Genomic DNA, 26,061 nt, shown 5'->3' on the forward strand with positions numbered 1-26,061 from the left:
TAGGAGACTGACATGACACTCTCGATCCTTTGGTTCGTTCTCATTGCTGTCCTGTGGACGGCCTACCTCGTGACCGAGGGCTTCGACTTCGGCGTCGGCGCCCTACTCCCCTTCGTCGCGAAAAATGACGAAGAGCGCACCCAAGCCGTGCGCACCATTGGCCCCCACTGGGACGGCAATGAGGTGTGGCTCCTCACCGCCGGCGGCGCAACTTTCGCGGCCTTCCCTGAGTGGTATGCCACGATGTTCTCCGGCATGTACCTGCCCCTCTTCCTCATCCTCTTCGCGCTAATCATCCGCATCTCCGCCCTCGAGTGGCGTTCAAAGATTGCGACCGTCGCTTGGCGCGCCCGCTGGGATATGCTCCATACTTTCACCGCTTGGCTCGTCCCGATCCTCCTGGGTGTCGCCTTCGCGAACTTCGTTCAGGGCATGAAGATCGAGGTCATGGACGTCAAGTCCGGCGAGATCATCGCCCCTAATGCCGTTGCCGATTCTTTGGCGACCGCGACCCACCAGCTCACCGGTGGTTTCTTCTCCCTCCTGACTCCCTTCACGATTCTTGGAGGCCTTGCGATCCTGCTGGTCTGCCTCGCTCACGGCGCTCAGTTCCTCGCTCTCAAGACCGAGGGCGATGTCCGCGAACGCGCCAACGGGATTGCCGCACCCCTGACCGTGATGGCGACCCTCGTTGCCGCAGCCTTCCTCCTGTGGGGCCAGTTCGTCTACACGACGAATATCCTGGCGTGGATTCCGCTCCTTGTGGCAGCCCTCGCGATCATTGCTTCGGCTGCTTTCTCGCAAAAGGCCATGCGCCGCGAGGGTGTGTCTTTCACTCTTTCGACGCTTGCGATCGCCGGTGCAGTCGCCTGGGTCTTCGCCTCCATGGCCCCCGCGGTTCAAAAGTCCTCAATCGACCCGGCGTATTCGCTCACCATTGAGCAGGCCTCGTCCTCTGCTTCGACTCTTCAGGTCATGACGATCGTCGCGCTGTGCTTGGTCCCTGTCGTCCTCGCTTACACGGCGTGGTCCTACTGGACCTTCCGCAAGCGAGTCTCGGTCTCCGATGTTGACCACAACACCGGTCTCCTCTTCGACAAGATCCGCCTTGGCGAGAGCTTCCTCGCCGGCTGATCTGCTTAGTCTTGTGGGCGGTCCGTCGCATCAGCGGCGGGCCGCCTCCATTTTTTCTTGACTCTTTCCCCTGTTTTCTTCAGCGCTGGCGCCTACTTTCCAGCGTTTTCCCAGCTATTTTCTCGCATAATCAAAGCCTAGGACTAAAGGCCGGGTTCAACTCGTTTAGGGCCCATGTTTTTGGCACAATGGGCGTCGTGCGCCCATTCGATCCCCGCCTTTTGAAATACGCCCGCAGTGCGAGGCGGCCGATCCTCCTCACCGCTCTCTTCGGCACTTTGACGGCCCTCGTCGTCATCGCCCAGGTTCTCCTCATCTCCCACTCGGTCTCTCCCGTCATCGAAGGACACGCCACTTTAGCCGATGTCCTCTGGCTCATCGCAATCCTTGCGCTGCTCACACTCCTACGCGGCCTCCTCGTCGCAGCCCGTGAGACCGCCTCCCAGCACGGAGCCGATCACACGATCCGCGATCTGCGCGCAGAAGTACTCAACGCAGCACAGGCACTGGGCCCCAGGTGGCGTGCAATTCACGCTTCAGAGACCACAACTCTCCTCACCCGTGGTCTTGATGACCTCGGTCCTTACTTCGTCAAGTTCCTCCCTCAGCTCATCCTCACATCGACGGCCACACCACTCGCCCTCCTCGTCATGGCCCTCCTCGACCCCTGGTCCGCCCTCATTGCCTTCCTCGTGATCCCCCTGATCCCGATCTTCATGATCCTCATCGGGCGTTTCACCCAGGATTCCTCAAAAGCGAAGCTCGCCGCCATGGAGCGCCTCAGCGCGCAATTGCTCGACCTCATGGCCGGACTACCGACGCTTCGCGGCCTCGGCCGAGAAAAGGGGCCGAGGAAGCATCTCGAAGCTCTGGGGAGGGAGAACACTCGCACCACCATGTCGACTCTGCGCGTCGCTTTCCTGTCCGGCGCAGCCCTCGAATTCCTCGCCACCCTCTCAGTCGCACTTGTCGCCGTTGAAGTGGGGATGCGCCTCGTCGTCGGAGGAATCGACCTGACAAGCGGCCTCGCCGTCATCATGCTCGCCCCCGAAGTTTTCGAGCCCCTACGCCAAGTCGGGGCCCAGTTCCATGCCTCCGCGAACGGCGTGACCGCAGCCCAGGCCGCCTTCGATATCATCGAAGCTCCCCGCCCCAACCAAGCAGAGGGCACGCTTCCCGCTCCAGATCCTCGTCACACCACGATCGAACTCAAAGGAGTGTCCGTCGCAGCGCGCGGCACCTGGGCGCCCTACCGCCTCAACGCACGTATTGAGCCTGCTTCCTTCACAGTCCTCGTTGGGCGCTCTGGTTCGGGAAAGACAACGAGCGTCTTGACGATCCTCGGACTGCTCAAAGCGACGCGCGGCTCCATCGTCCTCGTCCCCGAAGACGGCCCCGCACTCGATCTTCACGATGTCGACCTTGCGAGCTGGTGGGAGTCGATCACCTGGGTTCCCCAAGCGCCGACCCTCGTTCCCGGAACAATCCTCGACAACCTTTCACGCTCCGCTATCGACGATTCGCTCATCGATGCCGCGCGCGCCACCGGTTTCCTCACCGTCGTTGAGTCCCAAACCACAGGCTGGGACACGATGATCGGGGTCGGTGGAGTTGGCCTATCACTCGGGCAACGTCAACGCCTCGCATTGACTCGCGCTCTCCTCGAAGACGCCCCACTCGTCGTCCTCGACGAACCGACCGCGCACCTCGACGCCGTCAGCGAAGACGAAGTCATCCACGCCATTCAAACGCTGCGCGCCCAAGGCAAGACCCTTCTCGTCATCGCACACCGCCGGTCATTAATCTCCATCGCCGATCACGTCATCAACATCGAGGCCGAAGCCGCAAGCGCTGAAGAACTTGAAAAGTATCCCGAACTGCTCGGAGACACCCTCCCTGAGGAGATCATCGATATTGAGATGCCCGGAGTCCTCGCGGACCTCACCACTCATACTTCTTCCACCGATGCAAGGAGGGAGCGCGCATAATGGGGATTACCGTTGAGGAAAGACGCGCACTCACAAGGATCCTTCCCTTGCTCGAGGTTGATACGAAATCCTTCATCTTCTCCGTTCTCTTGGGTTCGGGAGCACTCGGCGCTGCGATCGCCCTAGGAGCAACCTCCGCCTGGCTCATCGCCTTCGCCTCCCAGCAGCCACCGGTTCTGTACCTCTCGGTCGCGGCAACGGCCGTTCGACTCTTCGGTGTCTCCCGAGCCGTCTTGCGCTATACACAAAGGCTCGCCAGTCACCGCGTCGCCCTGAGGGGCATGGACTCATTGCGGCAGAACCTGTACGCGGAACTGTCAAAGCGCCCCGTTGATGCGCTCGCACAGATTCGCCGAGGAGATCTTCTTGCGCGCACCGGTGCAGATGTCGATGATGTTGGCGATCTCGTCGTCAAGACGATCCTGCCCATCACAGTCACGGGGCTCGTCGGCCTCGGCACCGTCATTGGCTTGGCCCTGATCTCCCCGGCCTCGGCACTCATCATTGCGCTCTGTCTGCTGATCTCCGGGGTGGGCGCTCCCCTGCTCGCAATGAAGGCGGCGCGCATCGTCCAGATCGACACTCTGCACGCACGCTCCGAACTCTCCGCCGAAACTCTGAGCCTCCTCGATGGAGCCTCCGAACTCCAAGTCTCAGGTCGCCTGCCCCTTTTACGCCGCGCGATCTGCTCGACTGAGGACGAACTCACCGCCGCCTCTCATCGCGCCACCCGGATCTCCGCTCTCGCCGCCAGCATCGACCGCAGTGCAATGGGAGCCGCAGTCATCGCGGCCCTCCTCATCGGGATCCCCGGCACGACTGGCGGGATCATCGCAGCCGTCATGCTCGCGGTCCTCGTTCTCACTCCTCTTTCCTCCTTCGAGGGCACCGCCGAACTGGCTCCAGCTGCCGTTCAACTCGTACGCTCCGCGAACGCGGCGCTCCGCATCGACGCTCTGCTCGGAGAGGAGGAAGAGACCCCAACCCATCCGGTTCCCACGAGTGACAGCCCACGCCTGGAGGCCTCGGATCTCACAATCGGCTGGCCCGGCGGCCCTAAGCTCATTGAAGGACTCGATCTCGTCCTTGAAAAGGGGCGTTCAATTGCGATCGTCGGCCCCTCAGGCATTGGGAAAACAACGCTCGCCCTGACTCTCGCGGGTCTCCTTCCCGCGCATTCCGGATCGCTTCGCCTCGATGGCACCCCCGTCTGGGGAGCCGATCGTCTCCAACTTGCCGAGGCCATTACCGTCACCACCGAGGACGCGCATGTCTTCGCTTCCACGGTCCTGGAGAATCTGCGCGTCGCGAACGGGTCCCTTGACCCCGATGAAGCGGTGGCTCTACTCAAGCGCGTCGGTCTTGAAGACTGGTTGAACGCCCTTCCCCATGGACTCGACACGCTCATCGGATCGGGTGGGAGGACCGTCTCCGGAGGTGAAAGGCGGCGCCTGCTCATCGCCCGCGCTCTCGCCTCCCCCGCTCCCCTCCTTCTTCTCGACGAGGCCGGAGAGCATCTTGACGGGGAAACGGCCGATGCGCTCGTTGCTGATCTTTTGAAGGATCGCTCGCGCGGCGTCCTCGTGATTACCCACCGCCTTTCCGCTCTTGACGCGGCTGATGAAATCCTCCTCATTGGACGCGGCGAGTCCACGGATGAGGCAGGCAGATGCGCTCGCGTTCTCGATCGCGGCACGCATTCAGAACTTCTCTCCCATTCGGAACAGTACCGTTGGGCTCTTGCCCAAGAGGAGGAATGATGTCCGTACGCTCCGACCATGAACTGCTCCAAGCAGCCCTCGATCTGACGAGCAGCCTCGATCTGAAATCTGCTCTCAATACCTTCGTGGCCCAGGCCTGCCGATTAACCGGCACCCCTTATGGGGCTCTGTGTGTCCTCGACAGCTGGGGCTCAACGAGTATGCTCATCGAGCATCGAGACTTCGAGTACGCCCCGAAAGTCCCAAACTCCCTCAAAGCCCAGATCCCAGCGAGTGGGTATCTCAGAATCAACAACCCCGCCGAACTCGAAGAGTTCATCGCCGAGATTCCGGTGAACACGCACACTAAGAACACCGACTCTGCTGAGCTTGACGAACCCCTCGACCCGCAGATCGAGAGTTTCCTCGGCGTGTCCGTCCTCGTTCATGAGCAGGTCTACGGTCGTCTCTACTTGATCGGCAAGCCTGGTGGTTTCAAGGACTCCGATGCGGAAATCTTGACTGCCCTTGCGCCCGCGGCTGGGAATGCCGTCGAGAACGCTCATCTGTATGCCGATGCCCGCCGCACCGAACGCTGGATCTCAGCCTCCCAGTCTTTGACGACAACAATGCTGGAAGGTACCGATGAAGAAGAGGCGCTCGAACTCATCGCCCGCACTGTGCGCGAGGTATCACGGGCCGACACCGCGATCATCGTTCTTCCTTCTGTTGGTGACACTTGGGCCGCTGAGATCATCGATGGGTATCTCGCCGATTCGCTTCTCGGTATTGTGTTTCCCTCGGAGGGGCGGGCAATGTCTGTGCTCCGCGAAGGCACCGGCATGATCGTCGATTCAATGGCTCGCGCACAAACGATGCGTGTCCCTCAACTCTCTGCATTCGGTCCCGCTCTCTATGCGCCTTTGCGTTCACGCGGCAACACTGCGGGAGTTCTCATTTTGCTGCGCCGAATCGGTACCCCCGAGTTCGATTCCTCCGAGTTAACTCTTGCCGAGTCCTTGGCCTCCCAGGCAGCCCTCGCCCTCGAGCTCGCTTCGGCGCGTCACGCGGAAGATGTTGCGGCCTTGCTTGACGAGCGCGACAGGATCGGGCGTGACCTGCACGACTTTGCGATCCAGGAGCTTTTTGCAACTGGTATGCGCCTCGAGGCAGCCAAGCAGAAGGTCACAGACGGCGATCTCGATAAGGAGTCGATCATCGCGGCGCTTGACCATTCCCTCGCAGGAATTGACGGGGCTGTTCGCCAGATCCGCGCGATCGTCCACAATCTTCGCGAGCCCGACCAGTCCGTCGCTCTCGTTGAAAGGATCCGCCGAGAGTCCTCACTGACTCGTTCCTTCCTCGGTTTCGCCCCATCCCTGCTCATTACCCTCGATGGCGTGGCTGTCAACGAGGACGAGGCCGCAGAACAGGACATGATCGACCGAATTGATCAGCTCATCGACCCCGAGCTCGGCGATGATGTTGTGGCGATCGTGCGTGAAGGCTTATCGAATATCGCCCGACACGCGCATGCCACCGCAGGCGCGGTCACCGTTGATGTCAGAGGACAGGGCGCTGACGGGCAGGTGAGGGTGTCGATCGCGGACGACGGCAGGGGCATCGACCCGAATAGGACACGCAATTCGGGACTGGCCAATATGCAAGAACGCGCGCGCCGCCTGGGAGGAAGCTTTGAGCTTGGAAGCGGTATTGGTGGGCTCGGCGCTTCCTTGATTTGGACGGTGCCCCTGAGCTGAGCACCCTTGACCTGAAGCGGGAGCGCTCTTCGCCATGCAAAGGGCATGCCCGTCCCGCAGGCTTGTGCCGAGCAGGTGGAGGCAAGAGGCCTGCGTTCCACGCGAAGAGTACGCCTCTCGATTGACAAGGGCAGGCCTCTTGATTGAAGCGAGTTCCTCGCCTCTCATTCGAGGATCCACAAGCGCGAGGCTCAAGGAACTGGACCTCCGAAGCTCCCATCTCTCATGCGAGGATCCAGGCTTCTCCTGCCCAGCCTTCACTCGTTGTTAATGCTCCCTCATGTGAAGATCCAGGCCTATGCGCGTGACATGCGAGAATCCAGGCCTATGTGCGTGAAGCGTCCTCCGGCTACTTCGCCCAGATCCTCATTCCCCAGCTGTTCCCCTGCGCACTACACGGCCCGGCGTCAGGCAGGAAAGAAGAGACAACTTTCTCGGGCAGTGGAGCACTTCCAGGACAGTGAAGCACTTCCCGGGCAGTGAAGCACCGCTGCGCCCAATTCGCTTTCCAAAGCTCAAGGAGCACCGTCGCCCAGATGAGAAGACGGTTCTCTTGGCAAGGGGAAGCGAGCACTTCTTGCGCACGAAGAGACGAGTTCAGTTCCTCCAGGCGGCGGCGCGCTGACCTGCAACCCAGGCGGCCACCTGCGTGCGGCGCTGCAAGCCCATCTTCGACAAAAGCGAGGTGATGTGGTTCTTCACGGTCTTCTCCGCAACACCGAGCTTCTCACCAATCTCACGATTCGACAATCCATCGCCGATCAGGTCGAGAACCTTACGCTCCGAAGGAGTCAGATCCGCAATCGGATCCTCATGGTCGGCGCGTCGGCGGGTCAAGGTCCGCTCATCAAGAAGCACTCGACCTGCTGCGACCGCTTTGATGACGTCTGTGATCTCAGCTCCGCGCACCGTCTTGAGAACATAAGCACGCGCCCCCTTCTCCAGGGACTCGGCGAGGGCCTCGTCATCGTCGAAAGAGGTGAGAACGATGGGCAAGATATCGGGGTGGCTTTGTCCCAATGCCGACATGATGTCGATGCCCGTACCATCGGGGAGCTGCAGGTCGACGAGGATAACATCGGGGCGCACGAGGTCGGCGCGGCGTAGGGCATCTTCAACGGTGCCAGCTTCCGCAACGACTTCAAGGGTGTCGGCGCGATCAACGATTTCAGCGATACCGCGGCGAACGATCTCATGATCGTCAACGATCATTACTCGAATCGGGGAGGCAATCTGATTCTCACTCACACGACTATTCTAGCGGGTCCTTGGTCCTTTGGCCCTGGAAGAATCCACAAGGATTGTCCTCGTACCCTCACAGTCTGAGAAAAAGAGTCAAAGACGCCCACGAACAAAAGGTGCTGAGGAAAACCTTGAGGCGAGACGCTCAAGTCAAGAACACGGAGCTCACAGACTCAACGAGCAGCTCAGCTTTCACAAGTCGAGGAAGTCAGTGGATTCACAGCTCGGCGAGTGCATTCATCGCCGCCTCGGCAGCCGCCGTCTCCGCATGCTTCTTCGAAGAAGCCTTCCCCCTTGCAATCGGCTCTTTCTTCGAAGAGACGAAGGCCCTGGCGGTGAAGGTTCGATCGTGGTCCGGTCCTTCGCCCTCGACCTCATACGAGACTTCACCGAGGCCAAGTTGTGAGGCGCGCTCAACAAAAAGAGTCTTCCAGTCATGATGAGAACCCCGAGAAAGGGCCTGCACCAAAAGGAAATCCAGATTCTTCAAGATGACGCGCCTTGCGATTTCAAAGCCACCAGTCAGATAGGTCGCGCCAATCATCGCTTCAAAAGTATCGGAAAGAATCGAGTCCTTATTCCTCCCCCCGGAACCGGCCTCCCCCTTGCCAAGGTAGATGAAATCCCCCAATTCAATGCGCCGCGCCGCCATCGCGAGAGGTTCTTGGGAAACAGTGGCAGCTCGCATCCGTGACAGATCGGATTCCGGTGAATCCGGATGGTCATGGAACAAACGATCCGCAATCACGATCGAGAGGACCGCATCGCCGAGGAACTCGAGACGCTCATTGTTCGCAATTCCTCCGGCCTCGTTCGCATAGGAACGATGCGTCAGCGCAAGAGTGACAAGCTCAGGATCTATGGGAGCGCCCCACGCGACAGTAAGAGCATCAATATCGGTCCTGGGTGGGATGGGAAGGTTCTTCGCGCGAGACATGGGGCTCAGTCAGCTTCCTTCTGGTTCGATTCGAGCAAAGAAGCGAGAGCCGCCAGGCGAGGATCAATGGACTCATGTGAATGGTCTGCGGGAAGATCAGCACGCTTCTCACCGCACACATCGCACAAGCCTTGGCAGTCCTCACCGCACAGGGGGCGCTCGTCAACAAGAGTGACAATCGCGTCGCGCAGCAGTGGCTCCAGATCGATCGTGTCGTGGGTGCCGATGAGGAGAAAATCATCGGCTTCAAGATCCTCCTCGCCCGGCGATGGAGCGGTCTCGAAGTACACATCAGAAGCGTCGATCTCGTGGTGGACGCTGAGCGGGTCGAGACAGCGGACGCACTCGCCTTTCAACTCCACCTCGGTTTTCACGCGCACCAGGACGCCATCAGAGACGGATGTCAGATCAACTGACAGGGGGATCCTCGTGTTTTCGGGCACGCTCATTGAAGGTGTGCCAAGGTCTGCGGGCGCCGACCATTCACGATCCTCATGAAGCATCGCTCCGGCCTGCCTGGGCAGGCGCGCGAGTGAGAGGACGAGGGGCGAATCAGTCATTATCGAGCTCGATTTCCGTGAAGTTGACGCCGTGGCGCTCCGCGAGGGTACGCCTTCCGGCCTGGGTGCGCCGTTGAAGCTCCGCGAGAAGACCGGACAGCTCCGAGAGGGATTTCTCGACATAGTCGTCAGCCCCCTCGCGCAAGCGCTGATCCTGTTCACGCGCCTCAGTGACGATTTCACGGGCCCGATCCTCAGCCATGCGCGTAATGTTCTCGGTCGTGATGAGGCGCTCTGCTTGTGCGTTCGCGTCGACGAGGATCGCCTCAGCCTCAGCTCGGGCCTGTTGCAAGGTCGTTTCCGCTTCCTCGTCAGCGCGCGCGATCGTGCGTTCAGCCTGCTGCGTCGCGTTGGCGACAATATGCTCAGCCTTCTCGTCCGCCCTTTGAAGGGTTGATTCAGCTCGGGCGTTCGCCTCCGCGAGTGTGAACTCGGCGGTTGAATCTGCGCGCCCCATGACCTGGTCGGCGTCGGCGACGAGCAGATCGGCTTGGAGGAGGTCGTCGGGCAGTGCTTCACGCGCCTGGTCAAGAAGATCCAACATCTCCGCCTTGTTGAGGATGATCGAGGCAGACAGTGGAACCTGACGGGCCTGGTCGATCAGTACCTGGATCTGATCGAGAGCTGCGATCACGGTCGAGGGGCCGTACACCGTGCTGTCATCCCAGGTGTCCTCAGTGGAGTTCGGCATCTCCGGATTCGTCATCTCGTCCTCATTTCAGAGTCGGGCGCTTCTCACTTGCTTCATTGTCCGTCATGAGTGGGATGATCGCGGCGGGAACATACCGCGAAATGTCCATTCCCTGGATGAGCAATTCACGCACGAGCGAGGAGGAGACTATCGCAAGTTCGGGACGGGTCGGCATGAGAACAGTCTCAATGTCCCCGAAATCCCGGTTCACTGTCGCCTGAACAAGTTCCCAGTCGAGGTCGGCGCAAGTCCTTACCCCCTTGACCACGACATCAGCCCCGGCCTCGAGCGCGCATTCGAGCAAGGTGGTGTCCATTCGCATGACCCGAACCTTCGGGATCTGGGCGAGGGCGGTTTGAACCATGTGGAGGCGTTGGTCATGGCTGAAGCGGTAGTTTTTCGCCGAGTTCATGCCGACGGCCACAACAATGTCCTCACTGAAGCGCGAGGCGCGCATCACGAGGTCAAGATGTCCGAGGGTGATGGGGTCGAAGGACCCTGCGATGAGGGCGCAAGTCATGCGTGCTCCTCCTTGGCTCGCTCTGCTTCAGATTCATCCGCTTCATCTCCACCCGCGTCAGGCTCCCCCACCTTCGCCTCAAGTGCGCGAGCCTCCTCGGATCCGAGGGGTGGGCCTGCGAACCATGCTGCGGTCTCCCCCCATCGGCGTTCATCTTCGAGGACGAGGAAGTCTGGCCAATTCGGCTCGGGGCTGCGAGTCGAACGTTCAACAACAACGAGCGCATCCCTCGTCAGCCAGGGTCCGAGCAGCCTCAGGAGCTGTGCGAGTTCTTCTTCTCCCACATCGTAGGGCGGGTCGATGAGGACAAGATCAATGTCGCCTTCAAGCGTTTGACCGCTGTGCCCGGCGAGGAAGGAGGCGACGGAGGCCATACGGCATTGGGCGGGCAGCCTGGTCGCGCGAATGTTCTCAAGGATCACTTTCGCCGCGCCCGGGGCCTTCTCCACCAGTTCCACTTTCGAAGCGCCACGCGAGGCCGCCTCCAGGCCGAGCGCCCCCGAGCCCGCGTAGAGGTCGAGAACTCTCGCGCCTTGAAGCACCCCCATGTGGTCGAGACGGGAGAAGAGCGCTTCGCGTACACGCTCGGAGGTCGGTCGAGTTCCCTTCGTGGGAACCTTCAAGACGCGCCCTTTCGCGCTGCCGGCAAGGATTCTGGTCATGATTTAACTCTACGGCTTAGGAGCGTGAGATCCACTCGAGGTCATCGCCTCCACGTTTGGACAGTTCCGTTGCAAGAAGCGGGTGCTGCGCAAGACAGGGATCTGCTTGAACGAGGGCGAGGGCTTCCCTCCTGGCCGCAGAAATAATACGGGCGTCCCTGCGGACGGAGAGGAATCTCAGGTGGGTTCCGCTGCCCGACTGTTCGGCGCCGAGAACATCGCCCTCGCGTCGCAGTTCTAAGTCCTTCTCTGCCAACTCGAACCCATTGTTCGTCCCAGCGAAGGCCTTAAGGCGCTCCATTGTCCCTTCTGCAAGCTCGTGACGGTGAACCGCCATGCAGATACTCGGCGTTGAAGAACGCCCGACTCGGCCTCGGAGCTGATGGAGTTGGGAGATGCCGAATTGTTGGGAATCGAGGATCACCATCATGGTCGCTTCTGGGACGTCGACGCCCACTTCGATGACGGTCGTCGCGACGAGGATCCCGATCCTGCCCGCCGCGAAGTCCTGCATCGTTTCCGCTTTTTCCTTGCTCGAATTGCGGCCGCTGAGCTCCCCGATCCCAATGCCCTTCAAGGCTGCTTCTTGCCTCAAAGATTGTGCTACACCGCTGACTGAGGCCAGGGGCGGGCGGGTAGCTCCTGGCCCATCTGACTCGCCAGCGTCGGCGTCGGCAAGCTCTTCGCTTTCATCGATTCTGGGGCACACGACGTAGACACGCCCCTGACGCGCGATCTCTTCTGCGGCCCTCTGCCATAGCCTTTGCATCCACACCGGGTTCTCAGCATCCACGAGGAAGGTCTGGACCAGGGTGCGTCCCTTCGGCATCCCCTCCATCCGGGTTTGCGCAAGATCCCCGAAGACGGTCATGGCGATGGTGCGCGGGATCGGAGTCGCCGTCATGACGAGCTGGTGGGCGGCGCGCCCATCTTCCCCTGTGCGCAGACGATCGCGCTGCTCAACCCCGAATCTGTGCTGTTCATCAATGACGACGAGCCCCAAGTCGGCGAAAAGGCCAGGGTCGCTCAACAGTGCATGCGTTCCGACGACAATGATTGGCTCGCCCGCTGCCATGAGATGTGAAAGCTCCCGGCGAGAAGCGGCGGGCGTGGACGCCGTGAGGAGACGAATATCGACTTCTCGACCTCCCACGAGGACTCCCGCGGCGAGCGCCCTCATTGACTCGAGGTGTTGGGCCGCCAAGACCTCCGTCGGAGCGACAAGGGCCCCCTGATGTCCGGCACCGAGTGCGGCAAGCAGGGCCGCGAGCGCCACCACAGTTTTGCCTGAGCCCACATCGCCTTGGAGGAGGCGCTGCATGGGGCGCGTCTGATCGAGGTCAGCGAGGATCTCATTGAGGGCGGACTCCTGTCCCTGCGTCAAAGTGAAGGGAAGGCCGCCAAGGAAATCCTCAACAACTCGGCTGGGCGCACAAGCAGGGGCGAGAAGGGACTGAGCGCCGATCCTTCGTCCGGCGAGCACGCATTCGAGGGCGAAGGCTTCCTCCCAGGCGAGCGCCCGTCGGGCCAGTGCTGCTTCTTCGTCCGAAGCTGGCCGGTGCAGCATCGTGAGGGCTTCGAGTCTTGGCGGCAGTTTCATTTTTTCCCGGATGTGGGCGGGAACGAGCTCGGGGATCTCTTCTTCGTTCAGGGAGTCGAGGAGCATCCCGATCGCTCGGGACATCACCCAGCTTGTCAGGCCTTTCGTCTGCGGGTAGATCGGGATGGGGCGTTCACTGCGCTCACGCACTTCGTCCTCGTCGCCGCTCATTCCCTCAAAGGAGGGGTGGGTGAGAGTGAGGGCACCCCTGTAGGAGGCGACTTTTCCTGCGAAGAGGAATGACTCCCTCGGTGTCAAGAGGCGCATGTGGGGGGCGAGCATGTGTTCGTTCTTCGCGAAGAAAGTGGCGCTCATGCGTGAATGCCCGTCGCTGAGGCGCACTTCGAGGCGAACTCCTGGGCGGGAGCGGTTTGTCACGAGCTTGGTGGATTCAACGCATGCGAGGATCGTCGCCTCCTCACCCTCGCGTAGGAGACTCATTGGAGTGAGTGCCCCCCAGTGGTAGTAGCGCCGGGGAGGCGTGAACAAGAGGTCCTCGACGGTGTCGATTCCGGCTTTCGCGAGCTTGCGAGCAATCGAGGCGGGCAGTCGCAAAGAGAGCGGCGCGTCGAGAGGGTTCATATTTGCGTCCTCTCGAGGATTGAGGGTCCGGATTGTCCTCCCATGAGGACTTCGAAGTCACGCTGCCAGGAGCGTGTTCCGAAGATGAACTGGCGCACGAGGGCGACGAGTTCGGGCCCGTGGGCGCGTGAGAGCAGGAGGCGCCAATTCGATGCAGCTGCCGTTTCAAGATCTGTCACGGCCTGCGCGATGAGGGCGGGGTCCTCTGAGTCAATCGGGCAAGTCGCCGAATGGTCGAGTGCCTTTTTCTCCGCATCGATCACAATACGTTCCATCGTGTGGGCAACTTGCGGGCCTCCAGGCTGGGGGACGAAGAGACCTGCTGTGGCTTGGACGATCGTGAACGCCATGAGTTCGTCGTGGCTTGAAGCGAGGAGGAAACGCCTCAGGGCACCACCCGGGGGAGGGGGTGAGGGGAGCTCCACTTCGTTTCTGTTCACGCGCGAGGCGATGATTTCACCGAGGGCAGCGGAGGGCTCGTCACAGGGGATGAAGAGAGTGACCGCTGTTGAGGAGGCTCTCGCGATCGACAAGATCCCAGCCCCGTCTTCACGATGGGGGTCGAGGAGCACGATTGCTCCGCATCTCGCGAGGTCTTCGATGATGCCGGGGGCCCTTGTGCACACGATGACCCGTGCGCGTTCCACTCGCCGCAGGGGGCGGCGTTCAAGGAGGCGGACTCCTCGGTGGGAGATTCCTTCGTTGGCAAGTTCGTCAACGCCGATTTCCTCGTCGGGGCGTGAATCGGCGACCGCGAAGCGGATGATCCGCCCCGTGCGGGGGCGGGCGCTCAAAGGAGCGGAAGTGTCGACGTGGAGTCGCAACAGGCCAACCCCGAAGGGGTCGATCGTGCCGACGCTCGAAAAGCGGGCTCCGACGCGGCTGATTGAGTCGAAGAGGGCCTGAGCATCCGATTCTGTTCCCTGCCAGACGAGGTCGACGGCGAATTCGCATCCTGGTGAGGGCGCGTGCTGGCGTGGTGAGCGTCCCTTGCCTTCGGTGAGTTCGGAGAGCATATGCGCGAAGGATTCGAGGACCGAGGAGTCGCCGCTGAGCGCTGAGTCCACGCAGGTGAAGAAGAGGGCGAGGACCGCTGCGCCCGGGTCGAGGGCTCCTGATTCGATGTCTGTCTCCTGTATCAGGCCGTTTTGGACGGCGAGGGAGAACCAGGACACGAGGTAGGGGGTTTCAGGGAGGGTGGAGCCCAGTTCGTCCAAAGCCGAGGACGCGTGTTTTAAAGAGTTTTGGATCGCGGGGGATAGGACGCACCTGGACAGTTCATCGGTGATCGGTGTCTTGAGCATTGTGCGGGCGAGGACTGGGGTGATCTTTCGAGCGCCGGCAAGTCCTTTTGACCAGGCTGCGAGGACCTGGGTGAGGATCACGCCGATATGCCCGTGGCCGTGTTCCACTCCGGCGTTGATCGCACAGTCGAGGGCTTCAGTGAAGGGGGCGTCCTCGTTGAGGATGGCGACGCTTTCGCACATGAGGGCCAAGGTGAGCTGCGCGTTTGTCCCGGTGTCGCAGTCCGCTCCGTCCCAACCGTCGAGGTCGTCGAGGAAGCGGGTGAGTGTGTGCGCCTCGTCGGCGGCGAGTCTGAGCGCGCGGGCGAGTGTGTGCGCGGACAACGTCACGGTTCCTCCTGATGATGGTGTGTCCCCATTATTGTCTGAGGCCCGGGCTCAGTGGAGTGCTGAAGCTCTGGTGGTGGGCCGACTTCAGGTGAGGCGTGTGGGCGATCAGTCGAGACGTGTGGGCGAGATGACAGGGCCAACAGCCCGGCAAGACTTGGAGTTGACTTCGCAGATCCGTTATTCTGTCACAGTTGCCTGCGGTGGTTCTCACCGCTCAATACATTCCACTTCACGTGGGATTGACAGAAGTTCATTAACCGAGGAGATCATCGTGGCTGCCGTTTGTGACGTGTGCGGTAAGGGACCCGGCTTCGGCAAGAGCGTGTCGCACTCGCACGTTCGCACCAACCGCCGCTGGAATCCGAATATTCAGCGCGTTCGCGCCATCGTCGAGGGAACGCCGAAGCGCCTGAATGTGTGCACCAAGTGCCTGAAGTCCGACAGGGTGACTCGCGCGATCTGATTCGCCGCTCCTTGTCGCAGGTCCTTTGAAGGGATCAATCCGACTCTGATCAGTGGCCCGCAGGATTCGTCCTGCGGGCCACTGTTTTGTTCTTCTTCCCCTGTGTTTTCAGGTTCCCACAGGAGTTCCCCACCTTAAGCGGAGCCACCTGCCCCTTGCGCAGTGCTTTCTTCTTGTCTTCTGCTCTGCACTAGAGCAGGCATCCTGCCGCCTATGGCCCTTTCGTCTGTGAACCCGTCGCCTATGACTTTGCCGCCTCTAAGCCCGGATTCAACGCCTCAGCGACCGAGTGGTGTGACATCAGTCTGTCTTGAAATGATCCCAGCCGCCCTTCACCTCGACGCCGTCGAGGAGTTGTGCGGGAGCCTCGCCCTCTTGGGGAGCTCGAAGCGTGCCGATAGGTGTGAAGCCCTGCGGAAGGGATGCATCCTTGGGGAAGGCCGCGAGGATTCCGTGGTCCTCTCCCCCGCTAAGAACCCACTTGAGAGGATCGACCTTGCAGATGTCCGCGAACTCCTGGAGCTTCGCCGCTTCAGCTTCAAGGGCCCTCCGGTCGAGCTCGATCACGACCTTCGAGGCACGAGCCATACGTCCGCCGTCCTTCGCGACGCCATCAGACAGATCCATCATCGCTCGCGCCCCCGCTTTCGCTCCAGCAGGTCCGCTTTCAAGTGGCGGCTTGGGTGCCCGGTAGGTCGTCAAAGGCTCGTACAGGCCACCAAGTTCTGCCCTCGTGCGAAGAGCCGGGTCGACGTGCCCTCCTAGGAGCAGATCCAGCCCTGCGTTTGATAGGCCAAGACGGCCGGAGAAGGCGAGAATGTCACCGGGTTTCGCCCCATCACGCCTCACAGGCTCGGACTCACACCAGCCCATCGCCGTAATCGACAAGACCATTGTTTCTCCGCGTGACAGATCACCTCCGACAACGCCCGCACCGGCTTCGCGCGCCCTCTCCCCGATGCCCCTGACGAGGTCGAGGAGCCAGTCCAATTCAGTGTCTGGAGTCAGTGCGACCGTCACCACAAGGGCCGAAGTCCGACCTCCCATTCCCGCAATGTCGGCAAGATTCTGCGCGGCGATTCGCGCACCGATCTGTTCGGGGTCCGACCAGGAACGGCGGAAGTGCTCGTCCTCGACAATGATGTCGGTGGTGACGATGAAGGAGCCTTCTGGTGTTGCGATCTGGGCGCAGTCATCACCGATCCCCAGGATCGTGCGTTCCCCTTTGGGGAAGATCTGCTCGAATTGGGCGATGAGTTCGCCTTCGTCGTACTCGGTGATTCGTGCCATGGCTTAAGACTAACGAACCTTTGAGCGTGAGCTCAGGCCTCTTCTGCCAGCTCAAGGCCAGCTTCACCGCTGGAGCACGAAGGCTCTTTCAGCGAAATCGACGCGCGTTCTGGGAGGCGAAGAGGCACATCGCTGCCGCCGAAGCGACGTTCAAAGACTCAGCTGCTCCCGTCATGGGGATCGACACGAGAGAGTCGCAGGCTTTGAGTTCAGCCGGGGACAGGCCTTTGGCCTCGTTGCCAAAAGCCCAGGCGTGAGTGGCGGCCAGGGGCCCTGAGCCAGTGCGCGCTTCTTCGATGAGCTCGTCGAGGTCGAGGGTCCCGAATCCGCCGGAGGTTCCGAGTACTGTCCCTTTGAAAGAATGGACCATCCGCACAGCGGACTCGAAGTCCTCACTCGTTATGATCGGCAGATGGAAGACGGAGCCTGCTGAGGCTCGCAGGACCTTCGGGTTGCCCACCTCAACTGTGCCCGCAACGGTGATGACTGCGGCGGCACCCATGGCATCGGCGGTTCGAATAATAGTGCCGACATTACCGGGGTCGCGTCCCTGGGCGATGAGGGCAATAGCCGAGCCTGTGGGCACCTCTTGAAGTACAGAGGAAATCGCGTCTTTCTTCGCGACGGCGACGAGCCCTTGAGCATCGCCACTCATCTCACGGATCACCTCTTCGGTGCACACGTGCACCCATCGAGTCCGCTGCCGTGCGAGTTCAAGAAGCTCTGGATGCGAAGAAGCGGCGTCCTCGGAAACATATACGTCCACGACCTCGCTGCTGCGGTGCGCGAGAAGTTCTCTGAGGCTTTGAGGGCCTTCAACGAGGATGAGGCCCGTGCGTGAACGCGCAGAGCGCCCAACCAGTGCTGCCACTTTGCGCACGCGATCAGCGCGAGGATTGGCGAGCACGGTCGGGCGCTCTGAAAAGTGCGACAAGCTCAGGCCTTGGGAGCGTTGACGTCCTCGGGGAGGGCGTCCTTCGCGACCTTGACGAGAGCGTTGAAGGCGTTGGTGTCGTTCACCGCGAGCTCGGCGAGCATACGGCGGTCGATCTCGACACCGGCAAGGCCGAGGCCCTGGATGAAGCGGTTGTAGGTCATTCCCTGCGCGCGCGAGGCGGCGTTGATGCGCTGGATCCAGAGGCGACGGAAATCGCCCTTGCGGGCCTTGCGGTCGCGGTAGGAGTAGACGAAGGAGTGAGTGACCTGCTCCTTGGCCTTGCGGTACAGGCGCGAGCGCTGGCCGCGGTAGCCGGAGGCCTGCTCGAGGACGGTACGACGCTTCTTCTTGGCGTTAACAGAACGCTTGACACGTGCCATGTTTCAGTTCTCCTATTCGTACCGGTCACTTGCCGAGGAGTCGCTTGACGCGCTTGACGTCAGCGTTCTCCAGGACCTGATCCGTAGCGAGGCGGCGGGTCTTGCGGCTGGACTTGTGCTCCAGCAGGTGGCGGGCGCCCGCCTGCTCGCGCATGATCTTGCCCGAGCCGGTCACGCGGAAGCGCTTCTTAGCACCGGAGTGCGTTTTGTTCTTCGGCATTCTCTATTCCTTCTCTGTTATGACATCGAATAATCGAGGTCGTCAGTTGGTCTCCGTGGTGGCGTTGCGCGCCTGGTCCCTGCTCGCACGCTCAGCGCGCTTGCCTCGACGCTCTTCACGCTCGGCCTCGCGCCGCTTGCGTTGCTCGTTGAGCGCGTCCGACTTTCGTTTCGTCGGAGCGAGGACCATGGTCATGTTGCGCCCGTCTTGGCGGGGCATGGACTCGACGGTGGCGAGTTCGCCGACCTCGTCCGCGAGGCGTTGGAGCAGACGGACGCCCGCTTCGGGGCGGGACTGCTCACGGCCGCGGAACATGATCATGACTTTGACCTTGTCTCCGGCGGAGAGGAAACGCTCAACGTGTCCCTTCTTGACGCCGAAGTCGTGGTCGTCGATCTTCAGGCGGAAGCGGATCTCCTTGAGCTGCGTATTCGCCCGGTTCCGTCGGGCATCGCGCGCTTTCTGGGCGGCTTCGTACTTGTACTTGCCGTAGTCCATAAGCTTCGCGACCGGCGGCTTGGCGTCGGGTGCGACCTCGACGAGGTCGAGTCCGGCCTCTTCGGCCAGGCGCAGCGCGTCCTCGACACGGACAACACCGACCTGTTCCCCTCCGGGTCCCACGAGGCGGACCTCGGGAACTCGGATCCGCTCGTTAATGCGCGTCTCGCTGATGAGTGGCTCCTTCCACGGTTCTTCGTGAAGGGCAACGAAAAAGCCTCCGTTGCACTTCATGCGCACGGAGGCTCATCCTCAACAGCAGCGCGAAAGCACCGCCGTCAGACCCGATTCCCTTAAGTGTGCGATCCGAATCGCTGACCCCATCACGAGGACGGGGCGGGTATCCAGGTGGGAGAGACTCCACTTGCATCTCGGGCAGTCGCCCGAACGGTTGTTTCCACCCTAACAGGCGGAGGGGATTCGTCGCCAACCCACGAGCTTTCACACCCAGTGGATCGGCTCACAGCCCGAGTACAAGACAGCCCCGGGCACAAGTCGGACACAAGCGAGGCTCTCAATGAACGCAAGCGGGCATTTGCCCAGGTCGGCTCCGCTCAGCCCCTCAAACACACAGCGCAAGGTCCGACTTGTGCCCGAGTGAAGCACGAACCCGCTGAAACCACACACCCTCCAAGGCAAAACGCCAGGGCGCAACTCCAGAAGACCAAATGAAGAGCAGCCCGTCTCTCAGGCTTTCCTCACGAGCCTCGGTGTCAGCTCCACACGATCCACTGCGGCGATCAAGCGCTGAGAACTCCCCATCCTGCGCAGCGCCGAATCAAGAGACGAACGGAGCATCCCCTGCTCAAAAGCCGCATCGGCCAACACATCAACGCGGAATAGGCCCTCCCCCTCGTAGCTGATTCGAAGGTCAAGGATCCCGTTTCTTCCCACCCCGGCCAGATCACGCAAATGCGAAACAAGCTCCGCATCCTTCCACGCCGGCAACCACTCGTCATGCTGGGCAAGGGCCGCCACCGCTGGGCGTGGAACGACAATCTGCGCTGATCCGGGATCCACGACGATCCTCCCGCCCGTCTCCACGAGGGCGGCGAGGCACACTTTGAAAGCGTCATAAGCCATCGGGCGAGCCCAAGGACGGTCATGAGCAAGAGCCTGAACTGAAGAGTAGATGGCGAGGGCATCACCCGCGGGAGTAGGGACACGGACGAACTCAATCGCGCCGTGTTTCTCCTTGTCCCCCTGCGTGGTCTGTGTGAACTCGACGGGCACAATGACGCGCTCCGAGGAGATGGCCTTGACGAGCGCATTGAGCCCCGCCTCGACTCGACTCTCGTTAGGCGCCTTGCCCCTGCCCCCCTCCGAGCTCGTCTCTTTCTCATTCGCATCAAGCGTTTCAGAGGCGAAAAGTTCAAGCGCCGCCCGCGTGAGGGGAAGAGCCTGACCGCGATCACTGCGATCCCGATTCTTCAAGCCGAGGCGCGCTGCGATCTTCTCGCGTTGCTCGGCATCCGGCCTCACAATCCTCTCTGAGGCTGCGCCCCCCTCACTCGGGGGAATAGGTCCCGATACAGGCCCGGGCTGGGAAGACAAGAGCCGTTTGCCCTCCACTGCCCCGCCCTCGCCACTCAAGCCCACAGGTTCAGGACCAGTGGTCACCGTGCAGACGCCCCAGCGGCCACGTCGAGCGCCTCCGGGAGCGTGAAACGCCCCGAGTACAAAGCCTTACCCACGATAACGCCTTCAACACCAGCATCGACAAGACCACGGATCGCTTCAATGTCCTGAAGACTCGACACACCCCCCGATGCGACGATCGCAGCATCCGTCGCCTCACACAGGCGCGCCAATAACTCAAGATTCGGCCCCGAAAGCATGCCATCACGCGACACATCGGTCACGACATAGCGAGCACAGCCCGCCGCGTCGAAGCGAGCGATCGTCTCGAAAAGATTCGGCCCCTGAGTCGTCCAACCGCGCCCCGCCAGGGTCTCGCCGCGCACATCAAGGCCAAGGGCGATCCGATCTGCGAACTCGCCAATCACTTTCTCCGTCCACTCCGGGTTCTCAATCGCAGCCGTCCCGAGGTTCACCCGTCGTGCCCCGCACTCCAAAGCACGCCTCAAAGACTCGTCATCCCTGATCCCGCCGGTCAGTTCCACATTGATCGGCAGCTGCGCGGTGATCGACTGGAGGAGCTCCGCATTCGAGCCTCGACCGAAAGCGGCATCCAGATCGACCAAGTGCAGCCACTTCGCCCCCGCTTCGACGAAAGAGCGGGCCGCTTCGAGCGGAGTGCCGTACACGGTTTCCGTACCGGCCTGCCCCTGGGTGAGGCGAACGGCCTGCCCGTTCACGACATCAACTGCGGGCAAGAGGATGAGTGTGGACATGTCAAGCCTTTCATTCCTACGAGTGGGCCGAGGAAGCGAAGTCATAGTCAAGGGCGAGGATGATGCGGCACGAGGACGAGGAGCCCTGCGCTTCGTTCACAGAGAGGAGAGCCAGTTCTTCAACAAAGCGAGACCCGCTTCGCCGGACTTTTCCGGGTGGAACTGTGTGCCGCACAGCGGACCGTTCTCAACAGCAGCAACGAAACGCGAGTCCCCATGTTTCGCCCAGGACACGAGGGGCGGCACGGTACGCCCATCGTCGAAGGGGGCTGCGGGGTCGTTGATCGCGGCATAGGAGTGCACGAAGTAGAAGCGCTGGTCCTCAACGCCGGAAAAGAGCATCGATCCTGCTCCCGCTTCCACTGGCGACCAGCCCATGTGCGGTACGACTGGGGCGTTGAGACGGCGAACCACTCCGGGCCATTGCGCAAGCCCCTCGGCCTCGCCTTTTTCTTCGGAGGATTCGAACATGACTTGCAGGCCCACGCAGACGCCCATCACGGGGCGCCCTCCCGAGAGGCGACGTTCAATGATGTTCGGCCCATTGGCCTCGCGAAGCTGAGCCATGACGGCGGCGAAGGCGCCGACCCCGGGAACGAAAAGACCATCCGCGTTCAGGCAGGCGTCACGATCCGAGGTGAGTTCCACTTCGGCCCCCACCTGTTCGAGGGCGCGGCACGCCGAACGGACATTTCCCGAACCGTAGTCGAAGACGACGAGGCGCACAGCCATGGATCACCTTTTCTTGAAGAAGCCGAAAGGACCGGGGCGACGCTTCGGGCCGCCCTCGGCGAGGACTGAATCACTGTAATCGCTGGGGGTGGTGCGCCCAAGGAGGAGATCCTCGGTCGCTTGGGGCATCGACCCGAGGAGGACCCCCGCCGGGATCGGCTCTTCAGGCTGGCCGGCCACATAGCGTTGCGCACTGATCCGCCCGGACACTCCTGGTTCCACCCCATCGCCTTCGACCAGCCAAGACATTATTGCGACAGCGCCGTACTTCGATAGGCGCGACACTGTGCGAGCGACGGCGTCCACGTCATCGGGCATCGGACGGCTCTCATTCAACAGGGCGTCGAGTTCGTCCTCGTCCGTCGGAGTCGTCTCAACGCGCAGCCATACTCCAGTCCAGGGTTTGAGGCGCACGACCGTCGCACGAATCCCTGTGAGCCCCAGGAGGGCGTGGAGTGCCTCTGGGGAGGGGATCGGTGCGAGCACAAGACCGACGGAGAGTTTGCCGCCGTCAAGATGGAGCTGCTCATCAACCGGAGTGTCATCCGGGTCCTTCAAAGCCGCTTCCAGGCCGCTCAGCTCTGAGGCGAAATCCTCTGCGCCTCCGTGTTGCGCAGTGTGTTCCGCAGCCTTCATGGGAACAGCATCAGGCTGAGAGGAATCCGCGAGCCCTGCGACGAGGTCGCGGAACTCGGCATCAATGTCATCGTCTCGCATGGACATGCCTTCTCCAGATTCTTGCGGCGCAGCCTCAAAGGCGTTGAGCCGATCGTATCGCAGCTCTTAAAGGGCGCCCTTCGTCGAGGGGATCCCCTCGACACGGGGATCAGGCTCAACAGCACTGCGAAGAGCTCGGGCGAGCGCCTTGAACTGTGCTTCGACAATATGATGCGGGTCGCGCCCATTGAGGACGCTCATGTGCAGGCAGATTCCAGAGTTGAAGGTGAGGGATTCGAGGGCGTGCCTCGTCATGGAGCCGGTGAAGTGGCCGCCAATGAGGTGATACTCCTGGCCTGCGGGCTCGCCCTCGTGAACGATATAGGGCCGGCCTGCAACGTCGACGACTGCGCGGGCGAGAGCCTCATCGAGGGGCACGGTCGCATCGCCGAAGCGCTTGATGCCACGCTTGTCGCCGAGCGCTTCCTTCAGGCCGAGGCCCAGGCAGATCGCCGTGTCTTCGACCGTGTGGTGCACGTCCACGTGGGTGTCACCGCTGGCCTGGATCTTCAAGTCAATGAGTGAGTGCTTACCCAGGGCGGTGAGCATGTGGTCCCAGAAGGGGACGCCTGTTGAAATCTCGGTCGCGCCCGTGCCGTCGAGGTTCATTTCCACGTGGATCGTGGACTCGGAGGTGGCGCGGTCAATGACGGCGAGGCGGGGGGTGTCGAAAACGAGGCTCATCGAGTGATCTCCTCCAGTGCAGTGGTGAACAGGCGGGTCTCTTCAGGGGTGCCGACGCTGACGCGCAACCACCCTTCGGGGCCGACGACACGGATGAGGACACCTCGGGCGAGCAGGGCTTCGAAGATCGCTGCGCGGTCCTCGAAGGTGCCGAAAAGAACGAAGTTCGCATCCGAGTCGAGGGCGTGAAAACCATGGGTGCGCAACCAGTCGACGAGGCCGTTGCGTTCCTTGCGCAATGCGCCGACCTGCGCCATGAGGGAGTCTTTGTGACGCAAAGCTGCGAGGGCGGCCGCCTGTGTGAGGGCGGAGAGGTGGTAGGGCAGGCGCACCAGCATGACGGCGTTGATGATCTCGCGCGCGGCGCTCATGTAGCCCAGACGTAGGCCAGCCATTCCGAAGGCTTTCGACATGGTGCGTGTGACGACGAGGTGGGGGGCGTCTTCGAGTAGTTCGAGGGCGGAGGGCACTCCTTCTCGGCGGAATTCCCCGTAGGCCTCGTCGATAACAACGAGGGTCGCGCTGGGGCGTCCATTGATGATGGGCCCGGATTCGCGGGTCATTTCCAGGATCGCCCGCTGCTGTTCTTGGGGCAGCGCCGTGCCCGTCGGATTATTCGGACTGGCGAGGACGAGCACAGCGGGGTGCTCGTGGGCGAGCACCCGGGCGACGGCGTCGAGGTCGAGGGAGAAGTCGTCGAGGCGCCTTCCCTGCACCCAGCTGGTGTTCGTATCACGCGCATACTCGTGATACATGGAGTAGGTGGGGGCAAAGGAGACGAGGGTGCGCCCAGGGCCCCCGAATGCTTGGAGGATCTGGGTCATGATCTCGTTTGAACCATTGGCCGCCCAGATGAGTTCCGGGGCGCGCCTGACTCCTGATTCCACTTCCAGGTAGTCGGCGAGGGCGCGGCGCAACTCGGTGAAATCCCTGTCCGGGTAGCGGTTGAGGGTGTGTGAGGCTTCGGCGACGGAGCGGGTGATATCGGCAATAACCTCGGGCGAGGGTGCGTAGGGGTTCTCGTTGACATTGAGGCGCACGGGCACATCCAATTGGGGCGCGCCGTAGGGCTCGAGTCCTGCGAGGTCTTCACGCACTGGGAGGAGGAGACTCATTGGCTTTTCCCCTCCCTCGCCCGGATGAGGGCGGCTTGTCCGTGGGCGGGCAGGTTCTCCTCGCGTGCGAGTACATCAAGTTGGGGGGTGAGTTGTGCGAGCGCCTCAGCGGTGTATTCAACGACTTGCTGGCTGCGCAGGTACTGGGTGACGTTGAGGCCCGAAGCGAAGCGGGCGGTCCCCCCGGTGGGCAGGACGTGGTTAGAACCGGCAATGTAATCGCCGAGTGGGACCGGCGTGTAGGGGCCGACGAAGATCGCCCCGGCGTTCGTGACCCGCTGTGCCACCTGTGAAGCGTTCGCGGTGTGGATCTCGAGGTGTTCGGCGGCGTAGGCGTTGACCACTTCGAGTGCCTCGTCGAGAGTATCGACGAGGACGATCCCGGATTGGGGCCCTGATAGGGCGGTGAGGATTCGTTCAGTGTGGGTGGTCGCGCGAGCTTGAGTGGGGATGATCGCGTCGACGGCTTCGGCGAGTGCGGCTGAGGTGGTGACGAGCACGGAGGCTGCGGCCGGATCGTGCTCGGCCTGGCTGATGAGGTCGGCTGCGACGAATTCGGGGGTTGCCGTCTCGTCGGCGAGGATCGCGATCTCTGTCGTCCCGGCTTCGGCATCAATGCCGACGGTGCCTTGGACGAGTCTTTTGGCGGCTGCGACGTAAATGTTGCCCGGTCCGGTGACGACGTCAACCGGTTGAAGAATGTCCTCTCCGTCGGTGATTCCGTAGCTCAGGGCAGCGATCGCTTGGGCGCCGCCGATGGCCCAGACTTCGTCGACACCGAGGAGGGCGCATGCGGCGAGGATCGTCGGGTGCGGCAAGCCGGCGAACTCAGCTTGAGGGGGCGAGGCGAGGGCGATTGAGCCTACTTTGGCGACTTGAGCGCACACGGCGTTCATGACGACGGAGGAGGGGTAGACGGCGAGTCCGCCGGGGACATACAGGCCGACGCGCCCGACGGGGAGCCACCTTTGTTCGACGGTGCCGCCCGGGATGATCTGAGTCTGGGAGGGTGCGGGGAGTTGCTGGGTGTGACCGATGCGGTTGTGTTCGATCGAGGTTTCCAGGGCTTCGCGCACCTGCGGGTCGAGTTGCTCGAGGGCGCGTGTGAGTGCTTCGGCGGGGACTCGCAGACGCTCGGGGCGAACATGGTCGAAGCGTTCAGCGAGTTCGTAGAGGACGGGGGCCCCTTCGTCTTTGACTCGAGCGATGATGGGGGCGACGGCCTGGGCCGCTGCTGTGGTGTCGAGGGCTGCCCGCGGCAACGCGTCCGACAGTTTCGTCCCTGTCAGCGCGCCATCTGTGAGGTCGATCCGTCTCATCGTGGAGATCATGTGCTCATGATAGGCGACTCGCTGACACCAGGCTTTTTCGTTTCCAGGGTGAACAGGCGGCTCAGCTCCGGGGCGAACAGGAGGCTCAGCTCTAGGTGCGCACATGGGGCTCAGGTCCGGCGGTGTGCACTCGGCTCAGCTCGGCGGTGAGCACTCGGCTCAGCTCGGCGGTGAGCACTCGACTCAACTCCGTGAACGAACACACGACTCAGCTCGAAGACGAACCCGTCGCTCAACTCCGAGGGTGAGCACTCGGCTCATCTCCAGCAGCGCACAGGAGGCTCAGCTCCAGGGGTGAACCCGTCACTCAGCTCCGGGAGCGAACACACG

The 26,061-nt window shown here is 61.9% G+C and carries 25 protein-coding genes; 5 read left to right on the forward strand and 20 right to left on the reverse strand.

Annotated elements, in window-relative coordinates; genetic code table 11:
- Window positions 1–12 precede the first annotated feature (12 nt).
- From cydB to JFX23_RS04035, 4 genes are all read left to right on the forward strand, one after another.
- Window positions 13–1,134, forward strand: a complete 1,122-nt coding sequence (gene cydB, locus JFX23_RS04020; RefSeq protein ID WP_198775839.1) for a cytochrome d ubiquinol oxidase subunit II — start codon at window positions 13–15, stop codon at window positions 1,132–1,134.
- A gap of 188 nt (window positions 1,135–1,322) precedes the next feature.
- On the forward strand, window positions 1,323–3,122 hold the full coding sequence (gene cydD, locus JFX23_RS04025) for a thiol reductant ABC exporter subunit CydD (protein WP_198775840.1): 1,800 nt from the start codon (window positions 1,323–1,325) through the stop codon (window positions 3,120–3,122).
- Window positions 3,122–4,882: a thiol reductant ABC exporter subunit CydC gene (gene cydC / locus JFX23_RS04030; RefSeq protein WP_198775841.1), complete on the forward strand. Its 1,761-nt coding sequence runs from the start codon at window positions 3,122–3,124 to the stop codon at window positions 4,880–4,882. The genes cydD and cydC overlap by 1 nt, the downstream gene beginning before the upstream one ends.
- Window positions 4,879–6,582 (forward strand): sensor histidine kinase, encoded by a 1,704-nt coding sequence (locus tag JFX23_RS04035; protein ID WP_198775842.1) that lies wholly within the window; start codon window positions 4,879–4,881, stop codon window positions 6,580–6,582. Before cydC ends, JFX23_RS04035 begins: the two co-directional genes overlap by 4 nt.
- Before the next feature lie 597 nt (window positions 6,583–7,179).
- Here the strand turns inward: JFX23_RS04035 and JFX23_RS04040 are convergent.
- From JFX23_RS04040 to JFX23_RS04075, 8 genes are all read right to left on the reverse strand, one after another.
- Window positions 7,180–7,794, reverse strand: coding sequence for a response regulator (locus JFX23_RS04040; protein WP_005961604.1), 615 nt, complete (start codon window positions 7,792–7,794; stop codon window positions 7,180–7,182).
- 247 nt (window positions 7,795–8,041) lie between these two features.
- Window positions 8,042–8,761, reverse strand: a complete 720-nt coding sequence (gene rnc, locus JFX23_RS04045; protein ID WP_198775843.1) for a ribonuclease III — start codon at window positions 8,759–8,761, stop codon at window positions 8,042–8,044.
- Window positions 8,762–8,766: 5 nt separating this feature from the next.
- A complete protein-coding gene (locus tag JFX23_RS04050; protein ID WP_198775844.1) occupies window positions 8,767–9,321 on the reverse strand; it encodes a YceD family protein in 555 nt (184 codons plus the stop codon).
- Window positions 9,314–10,027, reverse strand: a complete 714-nt coding sequence (locus JFX23_RS04055) for a hypothetical protein (protein ID WP_198775845.1) — start codon at window positions 10,025–10,027, stop codon at window positions 9,314–9,316. Before JFX23_RS04055 ends, JFX23_RS04050 begins: the two co-directional genes overlap by 8 nt.
- Before the next feature lie 7 nt (window positions 10,028–10,034).
- The gene (coaD, locus tag JFX23_RS04060) at window positions 10,035–10,532 is read right to left on the reverse strand and encodes a pantetheine-phosphate adenylyltransferase (RefSeq protein ID WP_198775846.1); all 498 of its coding nucleotides are present in this window, start codon (window positions 10,530–10,532) and stop codon (window positions 10,035–10,037) included.
- Window positions 10,529–11,194 (reverse strand): 16S rRNA (guanine(966)-N(2))-methyltransferase RsmD, encoded by a 666-nt coding sequence (gene rsmD / locus JFX23_RS04065; protein ID WP_198775847.1) that lies wholly within the window; start codon window positions 11,192–11,194, stop codon window positions 10,529–10,531. Before rsmD ends, coaD begins: the two co-directional genes overlap by 4 nt.
- A 16-nt stretch (window positions 11,195–11,210) precedes the next feature.
- A complete protein-coding gene (locus JFX23_RS04070) occupies window positions 11,211–13,376 on the reverse strand; it encodes an ATP-dependent DNA helicase RecG (RefSeq protein ID WP_198775848.1) in 2,166 nt (721 codons plus the stop codon).
- Complete coding sequence (locus tag JFX23_RS04075; protein WP_198775849.1) at window positions 13,373–15,010, reverse strand: hypothetical protein; 1,638 nt, start codon at window positions 15,008–15,010, stop codon at window positions 13,373–13,375. The genes JFX23_RS04070 and JFX23_RS04075 overlap by 4 nt, the downstream gene beginning before the upstream one ends.
- A 271-nt stretch (window positions 15,011–15,281) precedes the next feature.
- Between JFX23_RS04075 and rpmB the strand changes: the two genes are divergently transcribed.
- The gene (rpmB, locus tag JFX23_RS04080) at window positions 15,282–15,473 is read left to right on the forward strand and encodes a 50S ribosomal protein L28 (RefSeq protein ID WP_005961618.1); all 192 of its coding nucleotides are present in this window, start codon (window positions 15,282–15,284) and stop codon (window positions 15,471–15,473) included.
- A gap of 300 nt (window positions 15,474–15,773) precedes the next feature.
- Here rpmB and thiL read toward each other — a convergent pair whose 3' ends face one another.
- The 12 genes from thiL to hisD all read right to left on the reverse strand — a co-directional run bounded on the left by thiL (window position 15,774) and on the right by hisD (window position 25,731).
- The gene (gene thiL / locus JFX23_RS04085) at window positions 15,774–16,763 is read right to left on the reverse strand and encodes a thiamine-phosphate kinase (RefSeq protein WP_198775850.1); all 990 of its coding nucleotides are present in this window, start codon (window positions 16,761–16,763) and stop codon (window positions 15,774–15,776) included.
- 88 nt (window positions 16,764–16,851) lie between these two features.
- On the reverse strand, window positions 16,852–17,670 hold the full coding sequence (locus JFX23_RS04090) for a TrmH family RNA methyltransferase (protein ID WP_198775851.1): 819 nt from the start codon (window positions 17,668–17,670) through the stop codon (window positions 16,852–16,854).
- Window positions 17,671–17,699: 29 nt separating this feature from the next.
- Complete coding sequence (gene rplT / locus JFX23_RS04095) at window positions 17,700–18,080, reverse strand: 50S ribosomal protein L20 (RefSeq protein WP_005961624.1); 381 nt, start codon at window positions 18,078–18,080, stop codon at window positions 17,700–17,702.
- A gap of 25 nt (window positions 18,081–18,105) precedes the next feature.
- A complete protein-coding gene (gene rpmI / locus JFX23_RS04100; RefSeq protein WP_005961626.1) occupies window positions 18,106–18,300 on the reverse strand; it encodes a 50S ribosomal protein L35 in 195 nt (64 codons plus the stop codon).
- Window positions 18,301–18,342: 42 nt separating this feature from the next.
- The gene (gene infC / locus JFX23_RS04105; RefSeq protein WP_005961628.1) at window positions 18,343–19,032 is read right to left on the reverse strand and encodes a translation initiation factor IF-3; all 690 of its coding nucleotides are present in this window, start codon (window positions 19,030–19,032) and stop codon (window positions 18,343–18,345) included.
- A gap of 453 nt (window positions 19,033–19,485) precedes the next feature.
- The gene (locus tag JFX23_RS04110; RefSeq protein ID WP_051057782.1) at window positions 19,486–20,280 is read right to left on the reverse strand and encodes an SseB family protein; all 795 of its coding nucleotides are present in this window, start codon (window positions 20,278–20,280) and stop codon (window positions 19,486–19,488) included.
- Between the two features lie 134 nt (window positions 20,281–20,414).
- Window positions 20,415–21,152 carry a bifunctional 1-(5-phosphoribosyl)-5-((5-phosphoribosylamino)methylideneamino)imidazole-4-carboxamide isomerase/phosphoribosylanthranilate isomerase PriA gene (gene priA, locus JFX23_RS04115; protein ID WP_005961632.1) on the reverse strand — a complete coding sequence of 246 codons (738 nt, stop codon included), beginning with the start codon at window positions 21,150–21,152 and terminating at the stop codon, window positions 20,415–20,417.
- A gap of 96 nt (window positions 21,153–21,248) precedes the next feature.
- A complete protein-coding gene (gene hisH, locus JFX23_RS04120; protein WP_198775852.1) occupies window positions 21,249–21,884 on the reverse strand; it encodes an imidazole glycerol phosphate synthase subunit HisH in 636 nt (211 codons plus the stop codon).
- A gap of 3 nt (window positions 21,885–21,887) precedes the next feature.
- Entirely contained in the window at window positions 21,888–22,607 is a 720-nt protein-coding gene (locus tag JFX23_RS04125; protein ID WP_005961636.1) for a hypothetical protein, read from the reverse strand.
- Between the two features lie 60 nt (window positions 22,608–22,667).
- Window positions 22,668–23,285 (reverse strand): imidazoleglycerol-phosphate dehydratase HisB, encoded by a 618-nt coding sequence (hisB, locus tag JFX23_RS04130; RefSeq protein WP_198775853.1) that lies wholly within the window; start codon window positions 23,283–23,285, stop codon window positions 22,668–22,670.
- A complete protein-coding gene (locus JFX23_RS04135; RefSeq protein WP_198775854.1) occupies window positions 23,282–24,400 on the reverse strand; it encodes a histidinol-phosphate transaminase in 1,119 nt (372 codons plus the stop codon). Before JFX23_RS04135 ends, hisB begins: the two co-directional genes overlap by 4 nt.
- Window positions 24,397–25,731, reverse strand: coding sequence for a histidinol dehydrogenase (hisD, locus tag JFX23_RS04140; protein ID WP_198775855.1), 1,335 nt, complete (start codon window positions 25,729–25,731; stop codon window positions 24,397–24,399). The genes JFX23_RS04135 and hisD overlap by 4 nt, the downstream gene beginning before the upstream one ends.
- Between the last annotated feature and the right edge of the window lie 330 nt (window positions 25,732–26,061).

The sequence above is a fragment of the Schaalia cardiffensis genome, assembly GCF_016405145.1.
Lineage (GTDB): Bacteria > Actinomycetota > Actinomycetes > Actinomycetales > Actinomycetaceae > Pauljensenia > Pauljensenia cardiffensis.

What these genes read in the sequence shown, in the direction of transcription:
- cydB (WP_198775839.1), top strand. Translation starts at nt 13, where the DNA reads ATGACACTCTCGATCCTTTGGTTCGTTCTCATTGCTGTCCTGTGGACG.
- cydD (WP_198775840.1), top strand. Translation starts at nt 1,323, where the DNA reads ATGGGCGTCGTGCGCCCATTCGATCCCCGCCTTTTGAAATACGCCCGC.
- cydC (WP_198775841.1), top strand. Translation starts at nt 3,122, where the DNA reads ATGGGGATTACCGTTGAGGAAAGACGCGCACTCACAAGGATCCTTCCC.
- JFX23_RS04035 (WP_198775842.1), top strand. Translation starts at nt 4,879, where the DNA reads ATGATGTCCGTACGCTCCGACCATGAACTGCTCCAAGCAGCCCTCGAT.
- JFX23_RS04040 (WP_005961604.1), bottom strand. Translation starts at nt 7,794, where the DNA reads ATGATCGTTGACGATCATGAGATCGTTCGCCGCGGTATCGCTGAAATC.
- rnc (WP_198775843.1), bottom strand. Translation starts at nt 8,761, where the DNA reads ATGTCTCGCGCGAAGAACCTTCCCATCCCACCCAGGACCGATATTGAT.
- JFX23_RS04050 (WP_198775844.1), bottom strand. Translation starts at nt 9,321, where the DNA reads ATGACTGATTCGCCCCTCGTCCTCTCACTCGCGCGCCTGCCCAGGCAG.
- JFX23_RS04055 (WP_198775845.1), bottom strand. Translation starts at nt 10,027, where the DNA reads ATGACGAATCCGGAGATGCCGAACTCCACTGAGGACACCTGGGATGAC.
- coaD (WP_198775846.1), bottom strand. Translation starts at nt 10,532, where the DNA reads ATGACTTGCGCCCTCATCGCAGGGTCCTTCGACCCCATCACCCTCGGA.
- rsmD (WP_198775847.1), bottom strand. Translation starts at nt 11,194, where the DNA reads ATGACCAGAATCCTTGCCGGCAGCGCGAAAGGGCGCGTCTTGAAGGTT.
- JFX23_RS04070 (WP_198775848.1), bottom strand. Translation starts at nt 13,376, where the DNA reads ATGAACCCTCTCGACGCGCCGCTCTCTTTGCGACTGCCCGCCTCGATT.
- thiL (WP_198775850.1), bottom strand. Translation starts at nt 16,763, where the DNA reads ATGGCACGAATCACCGAGTACGACGAAGGCGAACTCATCGCCCAATTC.
- rplT (WP_005961624.1), bottom strand. Translation starts at nt 18,080, where the DNA reads ATGGCACGTGTCAAGCGTTCTGTTAACGCCAAGAAGAAGCGTCGTACC.
- rpmI (WP_005961626.1), bottom strand. Translation starts at nt 18,300, where the DNA reads ATGCCGAAGAACAAAACGCACTCCGGTGCTAAGAAGCGCTTCCGCGTG.
- infC (WP_005961628.1), bottom strand. Translation starts at nt 19,032, where the DNA reads ATGAAGTGCAACGGAGGCTTTTTCGTTGCCCTTCACGAAGAACCGTGG.
- priA (WP_005961632.1), bottom strand. Translation starts at nt 21,152, where the DNA reads ATGTCCACACTCATCCTCTTGCCCGCAGTTGATGTCGTGAACGGGCAG.
- hisH (WP_198775852.1), bottom strand. Translation starts at nt 21,884, where the DNA reads ATGGCTGTGCGCCTCGTCGTCTTCGACTACGGTTCGGGAAATGTCCGT.
- JFX23_RS04125 (WP_005961636.1), bottom strand. Translation starts at nt 22,607, where the DNA reads ATGTCCATGCGAGACGATGACATTGATGCCGAGTTCCGCGACCTCGTC.
- hisB (WP_198775853.1), bottom strand. Translation starts at nt 23,285, where the DNA reads ATGAGCCTCGTTTTCGACACCCCCCGCCTCGCCGTCATTGACCGCGCC.
- JFX23_RS04135 (WP_198775854.1), bottom strand. Translation starts at nt 24,400, where the DNA reads ATGAGTCTCCTCCTCCCAGTGCGTGAAGACCTCGCAGGACTCGAGCCC.
- hisD (WP_198775855.1), bottom strand. Translation starts at nt 25,731, where the DNA reads ATGATCTCCACGATGAGACGGATCGACCTCACAGATGGCGCGCTGACA.